The 17,345-nt window shown below is 63.9% G+C and carries 15 protein-coding genes; 11 read left to right on the forward strand and 4 right to left on the reverse strand.

Features of this window, described 5'->3' with window-relative positions:
• The first annotated feature begins 51 nt into the window (after positions 1–51).
• Both QCE64_RS04240 and QCE64_RS04245 read left to right on the forward strand, forming a co-directional pair.
• On the forward strand, positions 52–417 hold the full coding sequence (locus QCE64_RS04240) for an MliC family protein (RefSeq protein ID WP_310002785.1): 366 nt from the start codon (positions 52–54) through the stop codon (positions 415–417).
• A 603-nt stretch (positions 418–1,020) separates the two neighbouring features.
• Positions 1,021–2,520, forward strand: coding sequence for a DEAD/DEAH box helicase (locus tag QCE64_RS04245; RefSeq protein ID WP_309929562.1), 1,500 nt, complete (start codon positions 1,021–1,023; stop codon positions 2,518–2,520).
• A gap of 68 nt (positions 2,521–2,588) precedes the next feature.
• Here the strand turns inward: QCE64_RS04245 and gluQRS are convergent, their stop codons facing one another.
• The gene (gene gluQRS, locus QCE64_RS04250; RefSeq protein WP_310002787.1) at positions 2,589–3,467 is read right to left on the reverse strand and encodes a tRNA glutamyl-Q(34) synthetase GluQRS; all 879 of its coding nucleotides are present in this window, start codon (positions 3,465–3,467) and stop codon (positions 2,589–2,591) included.
• Between the two features lie 8 nt (positions 3,468–3,475).
• The gene (locus tag QCE64_RS04255) at positions 3,476–4,345 is read right to left on the reverse strand and encodes a sulfurtransferase (protein WP_310002789.1); all 870 of its coding nucleotides are present in this window, start codon (positions 4,343–4,345) and stop codon (positions 3,476–3,478) included.
• Between the two features lie 221 nt (positions 4,346–4,566).
• Between QCE64_RS04255 and dnaE the strand changes: the two genes are divergently transcribed.
• Positions 4,567–8,115: a DNA polymerase III subunit alpha gene (dnaE, locus tag QCE64_RS04260; protein WP_404987291.1), complete on the forward strand. Its 3,549-nt coding sequence runs from the start codon at positions 4,567–4,569 to the stop codon at positions 8,113–8,115.
• Positions 8,115–9,182, forward strand: a complete 1,068-nt coding sequence (locus QCE64_RS04265; RefSeq protein WP_310002793.1) for a glycosyltransferase family 4 protein — start codon at positions 8,115–8,117, stop codon at positions 9,180–9,182. Before dnaE ends, QCE64_RS04265 begins: the two co-directional genes overlap by 1 nt.
• 15 nt (positions 9,183–9,197) lie before the next feature.
• On the opposite strand, the gene QCE64_RS04270 is transcribed toward QCE64_RS04265, so the two are convergent.
• Complete coding sequence (locus QCE64_RS04270; protein ID WP_309914839.1) at positions 9,198–9,959, reverse strand: glycosyltransferase family 2 protein; 762 nt, start codon at positions 9,957–9,959, stop codon at positions 9,198–9,200.
• Between the two features lie 55 nt (positions 9,960–10,014).
• A complete protein-coding gene (locus QCE64_RS04275) occupies positions 10,015–11,010 on the reverse strand; it encodes a glycosyltransferase (protein ID WP_309914842.1) in 996 nt (331 codons plus the stop codon).
• 168 nt (positions 11,011–11,178) lie between these two features.
• On the opposite strand from QCE64_RS04275, the gene QCE64_RS04280 reads away from it, so the two are divergent.
• From QCE64_RS04280 to QCE64_RS04310, 7 genes are all read left to right on the forward strand, one after another.
• Entirely contained in the window at positions 11,179–12,456 is a 1,278-nt protein-coding gene (locus tag QCE64_RS04280; protein WP_309914844.1) for an O-antigen ligase family protein, read from the forward strand.
• Between the two features lie 180 nt (positions 12,457–12,636).
• Positions 12,637–14,355: a lipid A export permease/ATP-binding protein MsbA gene (gene msbA, locus QCE64_RS04285; protein ID WP_404987350.1), complete on the forward strand. Its 1,719-nt coding sequence runs from the start codon at positions 12,637–12,639 to the stop codon at positions 14,353–14,355.
• 112 nt (positions 14,356–14,467) lie between these two features.
• Entirely contained in the window at positions 14,468–14,692 is a 225-nt protein-coding gene (locus QCE64_RS04290) for a hypothetical protein (protein WP_309914849.1), read from the forward strand.
• Between the two features lie 72 nt (positions 14,693–14,764).
• Positions 14,765–15,454 carry a hypothetical protein gene (locus tag QCE64_RS04295; protein WP_310002795.1) on the forward strand — a complete coding sequence of 230 codons (690 nt, stop codon included), beginning with the start codon at positions 14,765–14,767 and terminating at the stop codon, positions 15,452–15,454.
• Between the two features lie 9 nt (positions 15,455–15,463).
• Positions 15,464–15,943: an Imm50 family immunity protein gene (locus tag QCE64_RS04300; RefSeq protein ID WP_309914855.1), complete on the forward strand. Its 480-nt coding sequence runs from the start codon at positions 15,464–15,466 to the stop codon at positions 15,941–15,943.
• Positions 15,944–16,335: 392 nt separating this feature from the next.
• Complete coding sequence (locus QCE64_RS04305) at positions 16,336–16,716, forward strand: hypothetical protein (protein ID WP_310002797.1); 381 nt, start codon at positions 16,336–16,338, stop codon at positions 16,714–16,716.
• A gap of 200 nt (positions 16,717–16,916) precedes the next feature.
• Positions 16,917–17,252, forward strand: a complete 336-nt coding sequence (locus tag QCE64_RS04310) for a hypothetical protein (RefSeq protein ID WP_404987351.1) — start codon at positions 16,917–16,919, stop codon at positions 17,250–17,252.
• Positions 17,253–17,345: the final 93 nt, after the last annotated feature.

Genomic DNA, 17,345 nt, shown 5'->3' on the forward strand with positions numbered 1-17,345 from the left:
GATGCACACGGAAGCCACCGCGCCGACTCGAAAACGAACCCGAAACGAACCATGAAGACACTTCCCGCATTCGCCATTGCCATGGTGCTCGGAGCGCTGGGCGCCCAGGCCTCGCAGGCCATGCCGCTGACCGTGCCGCAGATTCAGACGGCAACGACGCAAAACGCGCGCTATGACTGCAAGGACGGCAAGACCGTTTCCGTGCAATACACCAACGCGCGGAACCATCAGAGCTTCGCGGCGCTGACCGTCGACGGGCGCAAGCTGCTGTTCGTCGGTGTCGTCGCGGGATCGGGCGCGAAGTACGTCGCTGACCAGTACACGTGGTGGACCAAGGGTCCCCAGGCCAACCTCTACGACGAGCTGGCCGCGAAAGACTCGCCGCCGCTGCTGGCCGATTGCGTCGAGCGCAAGTAGTCAGGGCGGGAACCATCGCATCGGAATCTGCCCGGGCGCAAGGCAGGCTGCGCACCGCTGCGGGCGGCCCCGCCGATGCGGCCGGAGCGCTTGTGCAGGCGGTGCTACAATGTGCGGCTTTACGGCCTCGGTAAGCGCGCGGTCGGTTAGTCCCGGTGTGGCGGCGCCGCTTGCGGCCACGCCCTCGAAGGCAGGCGCCGGCAGCCAACTGAGCGTGGCCATAGTCCACCGCTGAAATGAAATGGCTGGCCGGCCTGCAGCGGAACGGCACATTCACCCGCTGCACGGCGTCCGGCAGGCCGGCAACGCTTCTCCGTCCGGCGGCGACGCTGCCATGGAAACGTCACGGAAAGCGTGTTCCATCGACGCAAGTCTGCAAGCCGCAGATTGGCAATTGAACAGGGCGACCCGGGCTCGCTCACGAACGCAGTGCCCGGCATCACGCGCCCGCGCGCGTCCGACGCGCCGCGAACGCACCGAAACACATCCGCGCAGGAAACCGACTGGACCGAATGCCACCGAAGCCAACGGTCGCGCCAGATCGACCGGTTCCCCGCGCCTTCCGCATCGAGCGGATTTTTAGCGATAGCCAATATAGTCACCATGTCCGATTCCGTCGCCACGAACCCGTCCACCGCCGAGGCCGCCGCGCCTTCGTTCGACCAGTTCGGTTTGTCCGCCGACATCCTGAAAGCGGTGCGCGAGTCCGGCTACACCACGCCGACGCCCATCCAGGCCCAGGCCATCCCGGTCGTGCTCGCCGGCCGCGACGTCATGGGCGCCGCCCAGACCGGCACCGGCAAGACCGCCAGCTTTTCGCTGCCCATCATTCAACGGCTGTTGCCGAACGCGAATACCAGCGCGTCGCCGGCGCGCCATCCCGTGCGCGCGCTGATGCTCACGCCGACGCGCGAACTCGCCGACCAGGTCGCCGCCAACGTGCAGACCTACTCGAAGCACACGCCGTTGCGCAGCACGGTGGTGTTCGGCGGCGTCGACATGAATCCGCAGTCGGACGCGCTGCGCCGCGGCGTCGAGATCCTGATCGCAACGCCGGGGCGTCTGCTCGATCACGTCCAGCAGAAGACGGTGAATCTCGGCCAGGTGCAGATGCTCGTGCTCGACGAAGCCGACCGCATGCTCGACATGGGCTTCCTGCCGGACCTGCAGCGCATCCTGAACCTGCTGCCGAAGGAGCGCCAGACCTTGCTGTTCTCGGCCACCTTCTCGGGTGAGATCAAGAAGCTGGCGTCGACCTATCTGCGCAACCCGCAGACCATCGAGGTCGCGCGCAGCAACTCGACGAACGCGAACGTGCGGCAGATCGTCTACGAGGTCCACGAGAGCGACAAGTCGAGCGCGGTCGCGCAACTGATCCGCGAACGGGAACTCAAGCAGGTCATCGTGTTCTGCAACAGCAAGATCGGCGCGAGCCGTCTGGCTCGCGTGCTGGAACGCGACGGCATTGTCGCCACGGCGATTCACGGCGACCGCTCGCAGAGCGAGCGCATGCAGGCGCTCGACGCGTTCAAGCGCGGCGAAGTCGAGGCGCTGGTCGCGACCGACGTGGCCGCGCGCGGGCTCGACATCGCCGAGCTGCCCGCCGTCATCAATTTCGACCTGCCGTTCAATGCGGAAGACTATGTGCACCGCATCGGCCGCACGGGGCGCGCGGGCGCATCGGGCGACGCGCTTTCGCTGTGCAGCGCCAACGAGCGCAAGCAACTGGCGGACATCGAGAAGCTGATCAAGCGTCCGCTCGAAGTCGAGCCGCTGGAAGTGAAGATGCCCGCACGTCGTGACGGGTCGGGTTCGTCTTCGCCGCGTCGTGAAGAGCGCTTCGGCCGTGCGGAACGGGGCGAGCGCAGCGAGCATCGGCACGCGCCGCGCGAAGACGGTGCGCGCCGTCGCGGGCCGGCCGGGCATGATCGTCCGCGCGGCCGCCAGCAGCCGGTCGACGAGTTCTTCCTGAAGCCTTACGAGCCGTCGCCGTCGGCGATCAAACGTCAGGACGAAACGGTCGAGCCCGAGCGCAAGAGCGCACCGAAGCAGCCGCTCGCGGCCTTGCTCGGCGGGCTGGGAATGCCGCGCAAGACGTCGTGATGTCCTGATTGCATTGCTGAGTGAATGAACAAGGCAGCCCGCGTGGCTGCCTTTTTCTATTGCGCGTTCTATTGCGCGTCGGGCCCGTAGCGTTTCGCCCATGCGCTGGTCGCCGCGCTGTAGAAGGCGTCGAGCGTATCCGCCGACACCTCGATGCCCAGATGCCGCGCGGCCTCGCTCAGCGCACCGAGCGGCGCATGGTGATCGAGCGGCGCCGCGCCCGTCTGCTTGCTGAGCTTTTCGCCGCTCGCGCTGTTGACCACCGGCACATGCAGATAGTCCGGAGTCGGCACGCCGAGACACCGTTGCAGATAGATCTGCCGCGCGGTGGAGTCGAGCAGATCGGCGCCGCGCACGACATGCGTGATGCGGGCCTCGGCATCGTCGACGACGACCGCCAGCTGATACGCCCACAGTCCGTCCGCGCGCCGCAACGCGAAATCGCCGACTTCGGTCGCGAGATGCTGGGTCTGCGGACCCTGCCAGCGATCAACGAAACGGATGCGCGCCGCATCGCCGTCCGGCACGCGCAGGCGCCATGCGCGCGCGGGCTTGCCATGCAGACCGTCGCGGCACGTGCCGGGATAGGCGAGCGTCGCGTGGCGTTCATGAGCCTGCACGAGCGAATCCGCGATTTCGCGCCGCGTGCAGCCGCACGGATAGACGAGCCCGGTTGCCTGCAAGCGCTCGAAGGCAGCCTGATACGCGGCGTCGCGTGTGCTTTGCCAGACCGGCGGTGCATCGGCATGCATGCCGAAATGCGCGAGCGTCGCGAGAATCTCGTCGGCGGCGCCGGCGACGGTGCGCGGGGCATCGACGTCCTCGATCCGCACGATCCAGCTGCCGCCGTGCGCGCGCGCATCCAGGAAGCTCGCAAGCGCGCTCACGAGCGAGCCGGCATGCAGCGGACCGGTCGGCGAGGGCGCGAAGCGGCCGCGGTAGGTCATCGGGCCGCTCAGGCTGCCTGACTGTTACCGGTCTTTGCGTCCGGATGACACGCGGGACAGGTCTTGCCCGGCGTGTAGTACGGCGACTTCTGCGCGTCCGCCGGCACCACCGCGCGGCAGCCGAAGCACTGCGCGGTGGCGGTCGGCTCGAGATCGGGATTAAGCGCGGTGCGGTAGTCGAACACGAAGCACTCGCCCGTGTAGTGCGCGCCGCCGACTTCCTCGAAGTATTTGAGAATGCCGCCTTCGAGCTGATACACGTGATCGATGCCCACTTCCTTCATGTGGATCGCGGCCTTCTCGCAGCGAATGCCGCCCGTGCAGAAGGACACGACCGTCTTGCCTTCGAGATCCGCGCGATTCTGCTCGATGACTTCCGGAAACTCGCTGAATTTCGTGATGCGGTAATCGAGCGCGTGCTCGAAGGTGCCGACATCGACCTCGAACGCATTGCGCGTGTCGAGCATCACGACCGGGCGGCCCGTGTCGTCGTGACCGCGGTCGAGCCAGACTTTCAGCGTGGTGGCATCGACGGAAGGCGCGCGGCCGAGTTCCGGCTTGATGGCGGGCTTCTTCATCGTGATGATTTCACGCTTGAGCTTGACCAGCATGCGGCGGAACGGCTGCTTTTCCGAGAGACTTTCCTTGAACTGCAGGTCGGCGAAACGGCCGCCGAAGAGCGCGTCGCCGCGCAGGTAATCGATGAAGGCGCGGACCTCGGCAACCGGCCCGGCAATGAAAAGATTGATGCCCTCCGGCGCCAGCAGGATCGTGCCCTTGAGCCCGAGCGCGTTGCAGCGTTCGGTGACGAGCGGCCGCCAGGCCGGGCCGTCTTCGATGGTGACGAATTTATAGGCGGAGAGGTTCAGGATGCTCATGATCGGACGACGCGCGAAACGGCTGTAACGGGTAAAAAGTGCGGCCGGAAGCAGCCGCGCAAAGGCCGTATTATCTCGCAAACGGCGCGCGTGTTCGTCGCGCGCCGAAAGGCTCGTCCGGCCGATCCGCCAAGGCTTGCGATTGCGCAAGCTGGCCGCGTGGCCAGGGCCTTGTCCGTTCGGCCAGCGCGCCCGCCCGCCGGTTCGCGCGAACGACCCGCATGTACAATACCGCCATGTCAGATCCCCGTTTCGTTCATCTCCGCGTCCACTCCGAATTCTCGATTGCCGACGGCATCGTGCGGCTGGACGACGTCGTCAAAGCTGCCGCAAAAGACGGTCAGGGCGCGCTCGCGCTGACCGACCTCGGCAACGCCTTCGGGCTCGTGCGTTTCTACAAGGAAGCGCGTGGCAAGGGTGTCAAGCCCATCGCCGGTTGCGACGTCTGGATCACCAATCCCGCCGACCGCGACAAGCCAGCGCGCCTGCTCCTGCTCGTGCGCGACAAGCAGGGCTATCTCAACCTGTGCGAGCTGTTGAGCCGCGCATGGCTGACGAACCAGTATCGCGGCCGCGCCGAGGTGCTGACCGAGTGGCTCGAAGAGGGGCTCGCCGAAGGTCTGCTGGCGCTGTCCGGCGCGCAGACGGGCGATATCGGCATGGCGTTCGCGGCCGGCAATGCGGCCAGCGCGCAACGTCACGCGGAACGCTGGGCGAAACTGTTCCCGAATGCGTTCTATATCGAATTGCAGCGCGCCGGCCAGCCGGGCGAGCAGGCGTATATCCAGGAAGCGGTCAGGCTCGCGGCCAAGCTGCGCCTGCCGGTGGTCGCCACGCATCCGATGCAGTTCATGACGCCCGACGACTTCACCGCGCACGAAGCGCGCGTGTGCATTTCGGAAGGCGACATCCTGGCCAATCCGCGCCGGCAGAAGCGCTTCACGCAGGACCAGTTTTTCCGCACGCAGGACGAGATGTGCGCGCTGTTCGCGGACATTCCTTCCGCGCTCGCGAATACGGTCGAGATCGCGCGGCGCTGCAATCTCACGCTCGAACTCGGCAAGCCGAAGCTGCCGCTGTTCCCGACGCCGGACGGCATGTCGCTGGACGACTACCTCGTGCAGTTGTCGAAGGAGGGGCTCGAAGTCCGTCTGGAACAGCTGTATCCGGATACCGCCGAACGCGACGCGCAGCGCGAGACCTATTACGCGCGGCTCGACTTCGAATGCGGCACGATCATCAAGATGGGCTTTCCGGGCTACTTCCTGATCGTCGCCGACTTCATCATGTGGGCCAAGAACAATGGCGTGCCGGTCGGTCCGGGCCGCGGTTCGGGCGCCGGCTCGCTGGTCGCGTATGCACTCGGCATCACGGACCTGGACCCGCTGCGCTACAACCTGCTGTTCGAGCGCTTCCTGAATCCGGAACGCGTGTCGATGCCCGACTTCGACATCGACTTCTGCCAGGAAGGCCGCGACCGCGTCATCCAGTACGTGAAGGGTAAGTACGGCGCGGATGCCGTCTCGCAGATCGCCACCTTCGGCACCATGGCCGCGAAGGCCGCGGTGCGCGACATCGGCCGGGTGCTCGATCTCGGCTACATGTTCACCGACGGCGTCGCGAAGCTGATCCCGTTCAAGCCGGGCAAGCACGTGACCATCGCAGACGCGATGAAGGAAGAGCCCACGCTCCAGGAACGCTTCGACGCCGAAGACGAAGTGCACCAGCTGCTCGAACTCGCACAGCGTGTGGAAGGGCTGACGCGCAACGTCGGCATGCACGCGGGCGGTGTGCTGATCGCGCCGGGCAAGCTCACCGACTTCTGCCCGCTCTATACGCAGGGCGAGGACGGCGGCGTCGTCAGCCAGTATGACAAGGACGACGTGGAAGCGGTCGGCCTCGTCAAGTTCGACTTTCTGGGCCTGACCACGCTCACCATCCTGGACTGGGCCGAGCGCTACATCCGCCGCCTGGATCCTTCGAAGCAGGACTGGAATCTCGCGCAGGTGCCGCTCGACGATCCCGCTTCGTTCTCCATCCTGAAGAAGGCCAACACGGTCGCCGTGTTCCAGCTGGAAAGCCGCGGCATGCAGGGCATGCTGAAGGACGCGCAGCCGGACCGCTTCGAGGACATCATCGCGCTGGTGGCGCTGTACCGTCCGGGCCCGATGGACCTGATCCCCAGCTTCTGCGCGCGCAAACACGGGCGCGAGATCGTCGAGTATCCGGACCCGCGCGTCGAGCCTGTCCTGAAAGAGACCTACGGCATCATGGTCTACCAGGAGCAGGTGATGCAGATGGCGCAGATCATCGGCGGCTACTCGCTCGGCGGCGCGGACTTGCTGCGTCGCGCGATGGGCAAGAAGAAGGCCGAGGAGATGGCGCAGCATCGCGAGATCTTCGCGGAAGGCGCGGCCAAGAACGGCCTCGCGCGCGCCAAGTCCGACGAGATCTTCGACTTGATGGAGAAGTTCGCGGGCTACGGCTTCAACAAGTCGCACGCGGCGGCCTATGCGCTGCTCGCCTATTACACGGCGTGGCTCAAGGCGCATCATCCGGCGGAATTCATGGCGGCCAACATGTCGCTCGCCATGGACGACACCGACAAGGTCAAGATCCTCTTCGAGGACTGCGCGACCAACGGCCTCAAGGTGCTGCCGCCGGACATCAACCAGTCGGCGTACCGCTTCGAGCCGGTCGCGGAAGCCAATGGCGCGCGCTCGAAGACCATCCGCTATGGTCTCGGCGCGATCAAGGGCAGCGGGCAGAACGCCATCGAGGAAATCCTGCGTGCGCGCGCGGACGGGCCGTTCACCGACCTGTTCGACTTCTGCGAGCGCGTCGACCGCCGCGTGGTGAACCGCCGCACGGTGGAAGCGCTGATCCGTTCGGGCGCGTTCGACACCATGCACGCGAACCGCGCGCAACTGCTCGCCTCCGTGCCGATGGCAATGGAAGCCGCGGATCAGGCGGCCGCCAATGCCATGCAAGCCGGACTCTTTGACATGGGCGACGCGCCGCTCGCAAAGCACGAGTATGTCGAGGAAGCGGAGTGGTCGGACAAGAAGCGCCTGCAGGAAGAAAAGACCGCGCTCGGCTTCTATCTGTCGGGTCACCTGTTCGACGCCTACAAGGGCGAAGTGCGGCGCTTCGTGCGCCAGAAGGTCGGCGAATTGAAGGAAGGGCGCGACAAGCTGATCGCAGGCGTGATCTCGTCGATGCGCACGCAGATGACCCAGCGCGGCAAGATGCTGATCGTCAACCTCGACGACGGCAGCGGCCAGTGCGAAGTCACCGTCTTCAACGAACAGTTCGAGGCGAACAAGGCGCTGTTCAAGGAAGACGAGTTGCTCGTCGTGCAGGGCATGGCGCGCAACGACGCCTTTACGGGCGGCATCCGCTTCACCGTCGATACCGCGATGGATCTGGAGCGCGCGCGCAGCCGCTATGCGCAGTCCGTGAAGGTCGAGATGAACGGCAACGCGGATTCGTTGCGCCTGCGCCGCGTGCTCGAAGCGCATGCGGCGGGCGCGCAGAGCGAGGCGCCGCCGCCTGTGCGCGAGAACGGCCGTGAGAATGGCCGCGACGGCGGGCGCTCGCGGCAGCCTGCACCGATACCGAACGGTCTGAACGTGAGCGTCGTGTATCGCAGCGAACATGCGGAAGGCGAAGTGCGTCTGGGCGACGCCTGGCGCGTCAAGCCTACCGACGAGCTGATCCTGGCGCTGCGCGGCGAGTTCGCGGGCAGCGCGATCGAGATCGTCTACTGATGCGGCTCGGCATTTCGGCGAATGCGCTGAAGCATTCAGGCGGTCTCGAACGCTACGCGATGGACCTCGTGCGCGGCCTCGCCGCCGCTGGCTTCGACGGCCGCGACAAGCCTGCCTTCTTCGCACGCAAGATCGACACTGCGCTGCCGGAGAGCAAGCTGGTCGAGGCGCATCGCATCAAGGTGTCGTTCCTGCCGGGCAAGTTGCGCGACGCGTATTTCTCGTGGGCATTGAAGCGCGCCCGCAAGAAAGCAAAGGTGGACGTGCTGATCGGCTGCAATCGCGTCGAGGGATCGGAGATCGCGATTTGCGGCGGCACGCATATCGGCTTCCTGCGCGCCACCGGGCGGCGCGAGAAAGCGTCGGACACGCGGCAGATCGCGCTGGAACGCCGGCAATACGCGCAGGCCGAGGTGATCGTGGCCCATTCGGACATGATGGCCGACGAACTGCGCACGCTCTATCACATCGATTCCGCGAAGATCCGCGTGCTGTATCCGCCGGTGGATCGTGCGCGTTTTGCTCCGGTGGATGCCGCCACGCGCGCGCGTCTGCGCGAACGGTTCGGCTTCAAGGAAGGCGAGACGGTGCTGCTGTTTCCGTCGAGCAGTCACGAGCGCAAGGGCCTGCCGCTGATCGAACAGGCGCTGGCCGGCATGAACGTCGTGGTGGCCGTCGCGGGCCGCGCGCCGGACTCGCCCGCCGCGAATGTGCGCTATATCGGGTACGTGAAGAACATCGAGGATGCCTACCGCGCCGCGGATTTCACCATCCTCGCGTCGAGCTATGAGCCGTTCGGGCTGGTCGGCATCGAATCGGTCATGTGCGGGACGCCGGTGATCTTCCCGGCGTGCATCGGCTGCTGCGACGCCATCGCGGACCACGCCAGGCACGTGTTCCAGTCCGGCGACGCGGACGATCTGCGCCGCACGGTTCAAACCGCTCTCGCGTCACGCCGCCCCGGCGAACGCGTGGGCGTCGACGCCGTGCGCTACGACGCCGAAGTGGCCTCGCATGTCGGCGCGCTGGTCGAGCTGGCGCGCGGCATCGCCGGGAAACGGCGCTGAACCTGACGCCGGGCTTCAGCGGAACTCGTTCATGTGCGCGAGCTTCAGGAACCGGTAATACACCGTCTGCGCATTGAAGAGCGCGATCATGAAGCCCGTGCGGCCGTCGAGAAAACCGCGCCGCAGTACATAGGTCCGCACGAACGCCCACGCCCCGCGCGCCAGCGCAACGCCGAAGCTGCCGCGTTTGCCGGCCGCGTGGCGCTGCTCGGCGCCGGCGGTCGAATACGCGTCGAGCTTGCGCAGCACCGCTTCGAAATCTTCGTAGGAGTAGTGCATCAACCGGCCGGAGAGGCGCACCACGGGCTTGCTCGTCGAGAGCACAAGCCGTTCGTGGACCAGGTCCGGCGAAAAGCGCGCGGTGCCGCGCCGGAACAGCCGCGGGATCCAGTCCGGATACCAGCCACTGTGCTTCACCCACACGCCGCAGAAACTCGACAGCCGGTCCACCGCGTAGACATCCGCCTGCGGATCCGTGATGGCCGCGCGAACCGCGGCGGCGAGTTCGGGCGTCACGATCTCGTCGGCGTCGATGGACAGCACCCAGTCTGTTGCGAGGGCATCAAGCGCGCGGTTTTTCTGTGGGCCGAAGCCGGGCCAGTCGCGCGCGACGATCACGCGCGCCCGATGCGCCTCGGCGATGCCCACGGTGGCGTCGCTGCTGCCGCCGTCCACGACGACGATCTCGTCGGCGAAGGAGACGGCCTGCAGGCACTGCGCGAGCCGGGCGGCGGCATTGTGCGTGATGATGGCGATGCCGAGCGTCGGAGGGTTCATGGGGCTATAAAGGGGCGGCGCGCGCCGGGAGAAGCGGTTGAGAGGACCCGCGCGATTATCCGCGCAAGTGCCACTTCAGGAAGAAGAATGGCGAGAACAGCCACGGACAGGTCGCGTAGACGAACATCCTGACGCGAAAGCCGAAGCTGACCTCCGTGGCGCGCGCGAGCAGCGCCAGCTTGCTGCGCACCGAACCCGTGCCGAACATCGCGCTCACGTAGGACTCGCGCGCGGATTTGGTCGCGAGCAACGCGCGCATCTGGGCGCCGACGCCCACTTTGTCGGCGTCACTCAGCAGCTGGCGGGTCTCGCCCGATCCGTTCAGGTTTGCCAGCCGGATGCGCGCGACGAAATCCGCCGGCGTCCGGAAGCGCCGCTTGCTGGAGAGCCCGCCGCGCCGGTACAGCACGAGCGGCTCGTGCAGCGTGTGCGCGCCCTGGCTCATGATGGCGCGGAACGCCATGATCTGATCTTCGCCGTAGATGCCGGGCGCGATCGGACCGAACGCGTCGAACAGCCGCCGCGCCCAGGCGTGCGCCGCGCCGACCAGATGCGGCCGCTTGCCCGACCACGCCTCGAAGCTGCGATAGCCGTCGAGGTCGGTGACGCGCAGCACGTCGTGGGTCTGGCCTGCGGCGTCGAGGTCCTGCAGGTCGGTGGCGATCAGGTCGTAGCGCCGGCCGCTGTCGAGCCATACGCGCATCACGCGTTCGACCCGTTCGGGCCGCGAGATGTCGTCGCCGGCCGCGATGAACAGCATCTCGCCCGAGGCGCGCGCGGCCAGTGCGCTCAGATGCGCGCTGATGCCGAGATTTTTCTCGTTGCGATACAGCCGCACGACGTGCGGGCCGCGATAATCGCGCACGCATTGCTCGGCGGCAGCGAAGGTGGCGTCGCTGGAGGCGTCGTCAGAGATGAGGATTTCGAGCGGCGACCAGGTCTGCGCAAGGGCGCCGCGGATCGCATCGGCGACGGTATTTTGCTGATTGAAGGTGATGAGCAGGAAACTTGCGAGCGGCGCGCCCGGAGTGTCTTGAGGTGTCGCTGGCATTTCAGTTTCACAACGCGTGGATGGCTGGAGCGCCTTGCCGGCTATGGCTTCAAAGTTCCTCGAGCAGCTTCTGAGCGAAGAGCGTGCCAGGCGCCAGCGGCTATAATAACGCGGGTTTTTGGGATGCGCGACCGCCGCCGGCCGGTCCACCCCTGTCAGGTTCACGATTTGGAAAAAAATCTTCGTTACGTCATTGCCAGCATGGTATTGCTGGCGCCCGCGAGCACGCTCGTCGTACGGGGTGGAACCGGTTATTGCTTTTTCGTGCTGCTTGCCATCGCGCTCTTCGCGGGCTTCAGCCGCGCCTTCCGGCTCAAGGGCAGCCTGCTCGTCAGGGCCTATCCCTGGTACACCGTGGCCATGCTGGGCTTCATGGTCTACCTGCCGCTGCAACAGGCGACAGACGGCTACTTCCTGCCGCGCGAATTCGACGGCATGTCGCGCTTCACGCTGAGCCTGCCCATCTTTCTCCTGCTCGTGAACCTGCCCATCCGGCATCTGAAGGCGTTCGGCTGGGGCTGCGCGCTCGGTGCGATCGGCGCGGGCGCGTGGGCCGTGGACAGCAGCATCCACATGACGGTCAACGACATCAACCGGCTCGGCAACACCTTCACCAATCCGATTCCCTACGGCAACACCGCGCTGCTGCTGGGCTTCCTTTCGGCGATGACGATCCGCTGGGACGACTATCCGAATGCGCTCGTCCGGCGTCTGGGTATCGCGGTGAAGCTGCTGGGGCTGGCGGGCGGCGTCTACGCATCCTATCTGTCGGGCACGCGCGGCGGCTGGCTGGCGATTCCGCTGTTTCTCGCGCTGTGCTCGCTGAATTTCGGCTGGGTGAAGCACGCGAAGCACTGGCTCGTTGCGCTGCTGGTCGTGGCGCTGGCGATGGCCGCGCTCTTCGCGTCGCCGCTGGGACGCGAGCGCGTCCTGGCCACGCAGTCGGATGTCACGCAACTGGCGGAAGGCTCGACCGCCTACAGCTCGATCGGGGCGCGTCTGTTGCTGTGGCGCGCGTCGATTCACCTGTTCGAAGCGCATCCGCTGACGGGCGTCGGCAAGGGGCATCTGGAGTCGTCCTTGCGCGATCTGGCGAAGCAGGGCGAAGTGCCGGCCTATATCGTCAACCAGCGGGCCCACAGCGAGTTCTTCTCGACCATCGCGGAACTGGGCGCGCTGGGCGTCGTGTGCCTGGGTTTGCTGTATGCCGGGCCGCTGCTGTACTTCGTGCGCTACCGGAGATCGCCGCACCGCGATGTATCGACGGCCGCTTACTGCGGAATGGCCGTGTCCGGGTCGGTTATCATCTTCGGTTTGAGCATCGACGTGTTCACGGTGGTGATGAGCACCGCACTCATCGCGCTCATCTGGGCCGTGCTGCTCGCGGTCATCACGCACGATACGCGCGAGCCGCGCGGGAAACCGGGACGCGGTCCGATCGGTTGAGCGGGTTGAGCGGCATCGGGCCCGGCGGCCATCGCTCACAGACACCTACACCACACACCAACACGCGCCGCGCGGCAGGACAAGTCAGCCGCCGGGCGAAGTGGAGATACGCTCTTGAACAAGCAAGCAAGTTTGCGCAAGCCGATCGGCGGCACGGAAAGTTCGTCGCCGACGGCAGTCATGAAACGGCTATGGCCGTATATCCGCCCGCTGATGGGCATGGTGCTGCTGGGCCTGCTCACGATGGGCATCGTCGCGGCGAGCGAGGCCGGCATTCCGATGCTGCTCAAGCCGCTGCTCGATCACGGCTTCGGTTCGAAGGGCAGCGACCACGCGAAATGGCTCGTGCCGGCGGCCGTGATCGGCCTCGCGCTCGTGCGCGGCTCGGCGCAATATGCGTCGGGCTACTTCCTCTCCTATGTGACGAACAAGATCCTGCTGCAGCTGCGGCTCGAAATGTTCAACCGCATGATCCACACCAGCGCGGGCTTCTTTCAGCGCGAAACGGCGAGCACGATCATCAACGCCGTCGTCTTCGAGGTGAACCAGATCCTGAGCGTGCTGTCGAGCGTCGTCGTGACGCTGGTGCGCGATTCGCTGACGGTCGTGTTTCTGCTCGGCTATCTGTTCATCCTGAACTGGCGCCTGACACTGATCGTCGCGGTGATCCTGCCGGCCATCGGCTGGCTCGTCAGCAAGATCAACCGGCGTCTGCGCCGCCTGAATCGCGAGCATCAGACGCTCACCAACGAGCTCTCGTATATCGTCGAGGAGACGGTCGGCGGCTACAAGGTCGTGAAGGTGCATAACGGCGAGCCGTATGAGATCGGCCGCTTCACCGAGATGAGCCACCGTCTGCGCGGCTATGCCATGCGCATGCAGGTGTCCGGCGGACTCGCGCAGCCGCTGACGCAGTTTCTCGCGTCGATCGCGCTCGCCATCGTCATCACCATTGCAGTGGTGCAGTCAGCGAGCGACCAGACGACGGTGGGCGGTTTCGTGGCCTTCGTCACGTCGATGCTGCTTGTGATCTCGCCGCTCAAGCATCTGATCGACATCAATCAGCCGTTGCAGCGCGGCATGACCGCGGCGGAGCTGATCTTCGGGCTGATCGACGAGCCGGCCGAACCTGCGGGCGGCGGCAAGCCGCTCGAGCGCGCGCGCGGCGAAGTGGAGTTTCGCGACGTGACCTTCGCGTATGGCTCGTCCGACCGGCCGACGCTCGACCGCGTGTCGTTCAAGGTCGCGCCGGGCGAGATGGTGGCGCTGGCGGGTCCGTCGGGCAGCGGCAAGACGACGCTCGTGAACCTGTTGCCGCGCTTCTTCGATCCGCGCGGCGGACAGGTGCTCGTCGACGGCGTGCCGCTCTCCGATTACAAGCTGCACGACCTGCGCGGCCAGCTTGCGATGGTCAGCCAGGATGTCGTGCTGTTCAACGACACGATTGCGGCGAACGTCGCGTACGGGCAGACGCCGGATCGCGACCGGGTGATGTCGGCGCTGACGGCGGCCAATCTTGCGGATGTGGTGAATGCGTTGCCGGAGGGGATCGATACCTTGATCGGCGGCAATGGCATGCGCTTGTCGGGTGGGCAGCGTCAGCGTCTGGCGATTGCGCGCGCCATCTACAAGGACGCGCCGATCCTGATTCTCGACGAGGCGACGTCGGCGCTCGACTCGGAGTCGGAGCGGCATGTGCAGTCGGCGCTCGAGACGCTGATGAAGGGGCGCACGACGCTGGTGATCGCGCATCGGCTGTCGACCATCGAGCGCGCGGACCGTATTCTCGTGATGGAGGCGGGGCGCATTGCCGAGCAGGGCAGTCATGCCGAATTGCTGCGCAAGGATGGCTTGTATGCACATCTGCACCGGATCCAGTATCAGCAGCAGGCGGCTTGATCGGGTGGGATGAGCGTGGAAATTTGCTGCGTAGAAACATAAGAAATATCGCGTTCACACGCGACGCGGCAAACGGGATGATGACGGCTTTTACACGGGTCGGATCAATCCTATGGCTTATTACCGGTTCCCTCAGTATCTGGATCAGAGCGACCACGCGGCATTCGGCGCGCTCTACGATCCCGGCCACGCGACGCCGTTTTCCGGCATCTACCGATGTGAAACGTGCGGTCACAATGCCGTGTCCACCGAAGGGCATCCGCTGCCGCCGCAGAATCATCATCAGCATCCGAGCTGGGAGGAGATTCGCTGGCGGTTGATCGTGGCGGCGCATTGAGGGGTAGCGGTGAGGACTGAAGTCAGATTGTGGGATCTGGCCTTGACCGTGTGTCGTCGTCGCGATGCGCGCTTGATCGCTCGTAGCGATGAGGAACTCGCCAGCGTCAGCGCGCGATTGTTTCTTGCCGACAAATTCAGATGGTCGAGCGATCCAGAGGTTGTTGCCCAACTGTGTGAGTTGCTTGACTTGCGCAAACAGGATCAGTTTCGTGCCGTGCTTGAGATAGAGTTGGCAGTCGAGTCGGGTGAGCTTGTGACAATTCCCGATGCGCCCAGCAGTGCGCTGAGTGCGCACCGCGACTCAGCCAACGAGCCTCGTCCGCGCTCCGTCACATTCACGCCTTCCCAGTTGTTTCCGAAGCGGCAAAGCGTGCCCGTGAAAGTTGCAGCGTATGAGCCGCCTCCACCGCGCCGATATTCAAGGAATGATTTCTTCGCGATTATGGCGGCGAATCCGGGTGATGTACTTCCTGATGGGACGATCGCAACGGCGTTCAGCGAGGCGGAGCCATTCGGCTTTGTGCCAAGAGCTCCGAGCGATGATGTATTTGAGGTGACCGCACGCGGAATGCGAATCACGGGGAATGAGCCGGGCGGATTCCGCATGAATCTGAATGGTCTCGACGTGGACTATTTCGATTCCAATGGCAATCTGTGCGCGCAATATCATGGTAGCCATGGCGTACCGCATGGCCATAATTTCTCCGGCGGGGTTCGAGACGACGCACATCTTCCGATGTCATCGATCAAATGCGAGTGAGGTACGCCGATGAGTCAATCAGGAAACAAGACTTGGGGTTGGGAACTGGCAACGAATGCGGACGCGTTGGTGACGCATCTGGGAGGGTATCCGTCTTTCCATGACGCAGCAGTACGTTCTTTATGTATGAGAAGGTGGCGCAAGACGCGCAAGGGGCTCGATGGTCGAGACCTTCCTGACGGGATCATGCGGACCATGGTGGACGTGCGGCTCGAAGTGCTTCACAACTGCTATGGGCCGCCGCCTACCACCGGGCGCGTGGATCGAATGGTTGTGATCGATTGTCTCGATGTGCGGCAATCGGAGATTGATGTCGACGCCATGCTCGAAGAAGCGACGATCATGGAGATGACGTTGTCGCGCGTGGACGGATTGATCAAGCTCGATCTGCTGCCGAACGTCGGCCTTGATGTGAGATTGACATGCGTGCAGGTCTCCATTATCGACATGCTGCCTTATGTCCGATCGTCTGCGGGGAAGGCTGAATGATGTTGCTTCGTGTCGACAAGGGCCGGACGTATTGAAGAGTCGCGACTCGCATAATCCAGGCCCACCATCATCAGCGGAGGGGTAGATTTCGCACGCTGAATGAGATACTTCGGTATGCATCTCGAAGCGGCGAGAAAGAATGGAGCGCGGACAAGTCCACGGAAAGGGGGGTTCTTCGCCCAGCGAAGAACCGTCGGATCGCGTAATGAGGGTGGGACGCGCGCGGTGGAATCTCATGGAGTTTGCATAGCTTCGTCTTAAAGATCGATCTTATTCGTGCGCTGTTGAGTCAAGAGAATTTTGAAAAACTACAAACTTGACGAATGCTTTTATCCATGGAATCGAGTTGCGCTAATTGTCGATTTCAGCTTAGAAAATCTAATGGGGACGAGATGATGGGTGAAACCGATGCCACCACGAGCTTTCTTCTTTGCTCAAAATGCTTCTTCGACGAAGGGCTGCGGATCGACTCTTGGAAAATCGGGGTTGAACAAGAGGGCGTGTGCCCAAATTGCAAAAGCTCTGGCGGAAGAAAACTGAGAAAAGAGCAGGTCTTGGCGATCGCGCACAGCTTCTTCGTTAGTGGTACGACGATCCGGTTCGACTATGGAGGGGCTCCTTGTGTGCAGTTCAATGAGCACCACTACGGCAACAGTAGCATTGCGCCATCGCCATGGCTTGACAACGATGTAAAAATCATTGAAGAGGCGGGAAGATTGGATTCTTTCACTATGGGCCTCGTTACTGGATGCTTGGAGAGGTTGAGCCTCTGAAGGCCTTGCAAGATCCGTCGAGCCGTTGCGAGGTCATAAAGCGAATAGTGAGCGAATATTCCGTGCGAATGTTAGCTAAGGGTTCATTGTTCTATCGTGTGCGAGTGAATCCTCAGCGTCCGGCTGAGCCAGACGAGTACGACTGCCCTCCTTTGCGATTCGTGGGGAGAGGGCGGCTCGATTCGACTGGGTTCGGTGTTATGTATGGTTCACAGGACTTGGATATCTGCATTCATGAATGTCGCGTCACTGCGGAGGATGACATTTATGTTGCTACGTTGCAGCCAACTAAAGATCTGCGACTCTTGGATCTTACCGCTCTCCTCGATGAGGATGAGGTAACTGAGTATGAAAGTCTCGACATCGCAGTTCATATGCTTTTTCTTGCGAGTTCACATGCTTATGAAATTACCCGAAAAATTGCCATAGCTGCTGGAGATTCAGCTTCGACGGCGTTATCTATCCTTCCTATTACAGCCTGCTGCGTACTGGCGGTCTTCCCTTTGAAACTGTATATGGCATGTCGCGTCGCCTGATTCGCCCTCAGGCAGATGCATACGTAGAGTCCTATACCATACCCAATTTTGCCCTTTTTGGTCGACAAATCGAACAGGGTACGATCGCTCTAA

The organism is Caballeronia sp. LZ043 (assembly GCF_031451075.1).
In the GTDB taxonomy this organism is placed as follows: Bacteria; Pseudomonadota; Gammaproteobacteria; order Burkholderiales; family Burkholderiaceae; genus Caballeronia.

Coding starts and splice junctions, on each gene's coding strand:
- QCE64_RS04240 (WP_310002785.1), top strand. CDS start 52: ATGAAGACACTTCCCGCATTCGCCATTGCCATGGTGCTCGGAGCGCTG.
- msbA (WP_404987350.1), top strand. CDS start 12,637: ATGAAACGGCTATGGCCGTATATCCGCCCGCTGATGGGCATGGTGCTG.
- QCE64_RS04310 (WP_404987351.1), top strand. CDS start 16,917: ATGTATGGTTCACAGGACTTGGATATCTGCATTCATGAATGTCGCGTC.
- QCE64_RS04270 (WP_309914839.1), bottom strand. CDS start 9,959: ATGAACCCTCCGACGCTCGGCATCGCCATCATCACGCACAATGCCGCC.
- QCE64_RS04255 (WP_310002789.1), bottom strand. CDS start 4,345: ATGAGCATCCTGAACCTCTCCGCCTATAAATTCGTCACCATCGAAGAC.
- gluQRS (WP_310002787.1), bottom strand. CDS start 3,467: ATGACCTACCGCGGCCGCTTCGCGCCCTCGCCGACCGGTCCGCTGCAT.
- dnaE (WP_404987291.1), top strand. CDS start 4,567: ATGTACAATACCGCCATGTCAGATCCCCGTTTCGTTCATCTCCGCGTC.
- QCE64_RS04290 (WP_309914849.1), top strand. CDS start 14,468: ATGGCTTATTACCGGTTCCCTCAGTATCTGGATCAGAGCGACCACGCG.
- QCE64_RS04265 (WP_310002793.1), top strand. CDS start 8,115: ATGCGGCTCGGCATTTCGGCGAATGCGCTGAAGCATTCAGGCGGTCTC.
- QCE64_RS04275 (WP_309914842.1), bottom strand. CDS start 11,010: ATGCCAGCGACACCTCAAGACACTCCGGGCGCGCCGCTCGCAAGTTTC.
- QCE64_RS04245 (WP_309929562.1), top strand. CDS start 1,021: ATGTCCGATTCCGTCGCCACGAACCCGTCCACCGCCGAGGCCGCCGCG.
- QCE64_RS04300 (WP_309914855.1), top strand. CDS start 15,464: ATGAGTCAATCAGGAAACAAGACTTGGGGTTGGGAACTGGCAACGAAT.
- QCE64_RS04305 (WP_310002797.1), top strand. CDS start 16,336: ATGATGGGTGAAACCGATGCCACCACGAGCTTTCTTCTTTGCTCAAAA.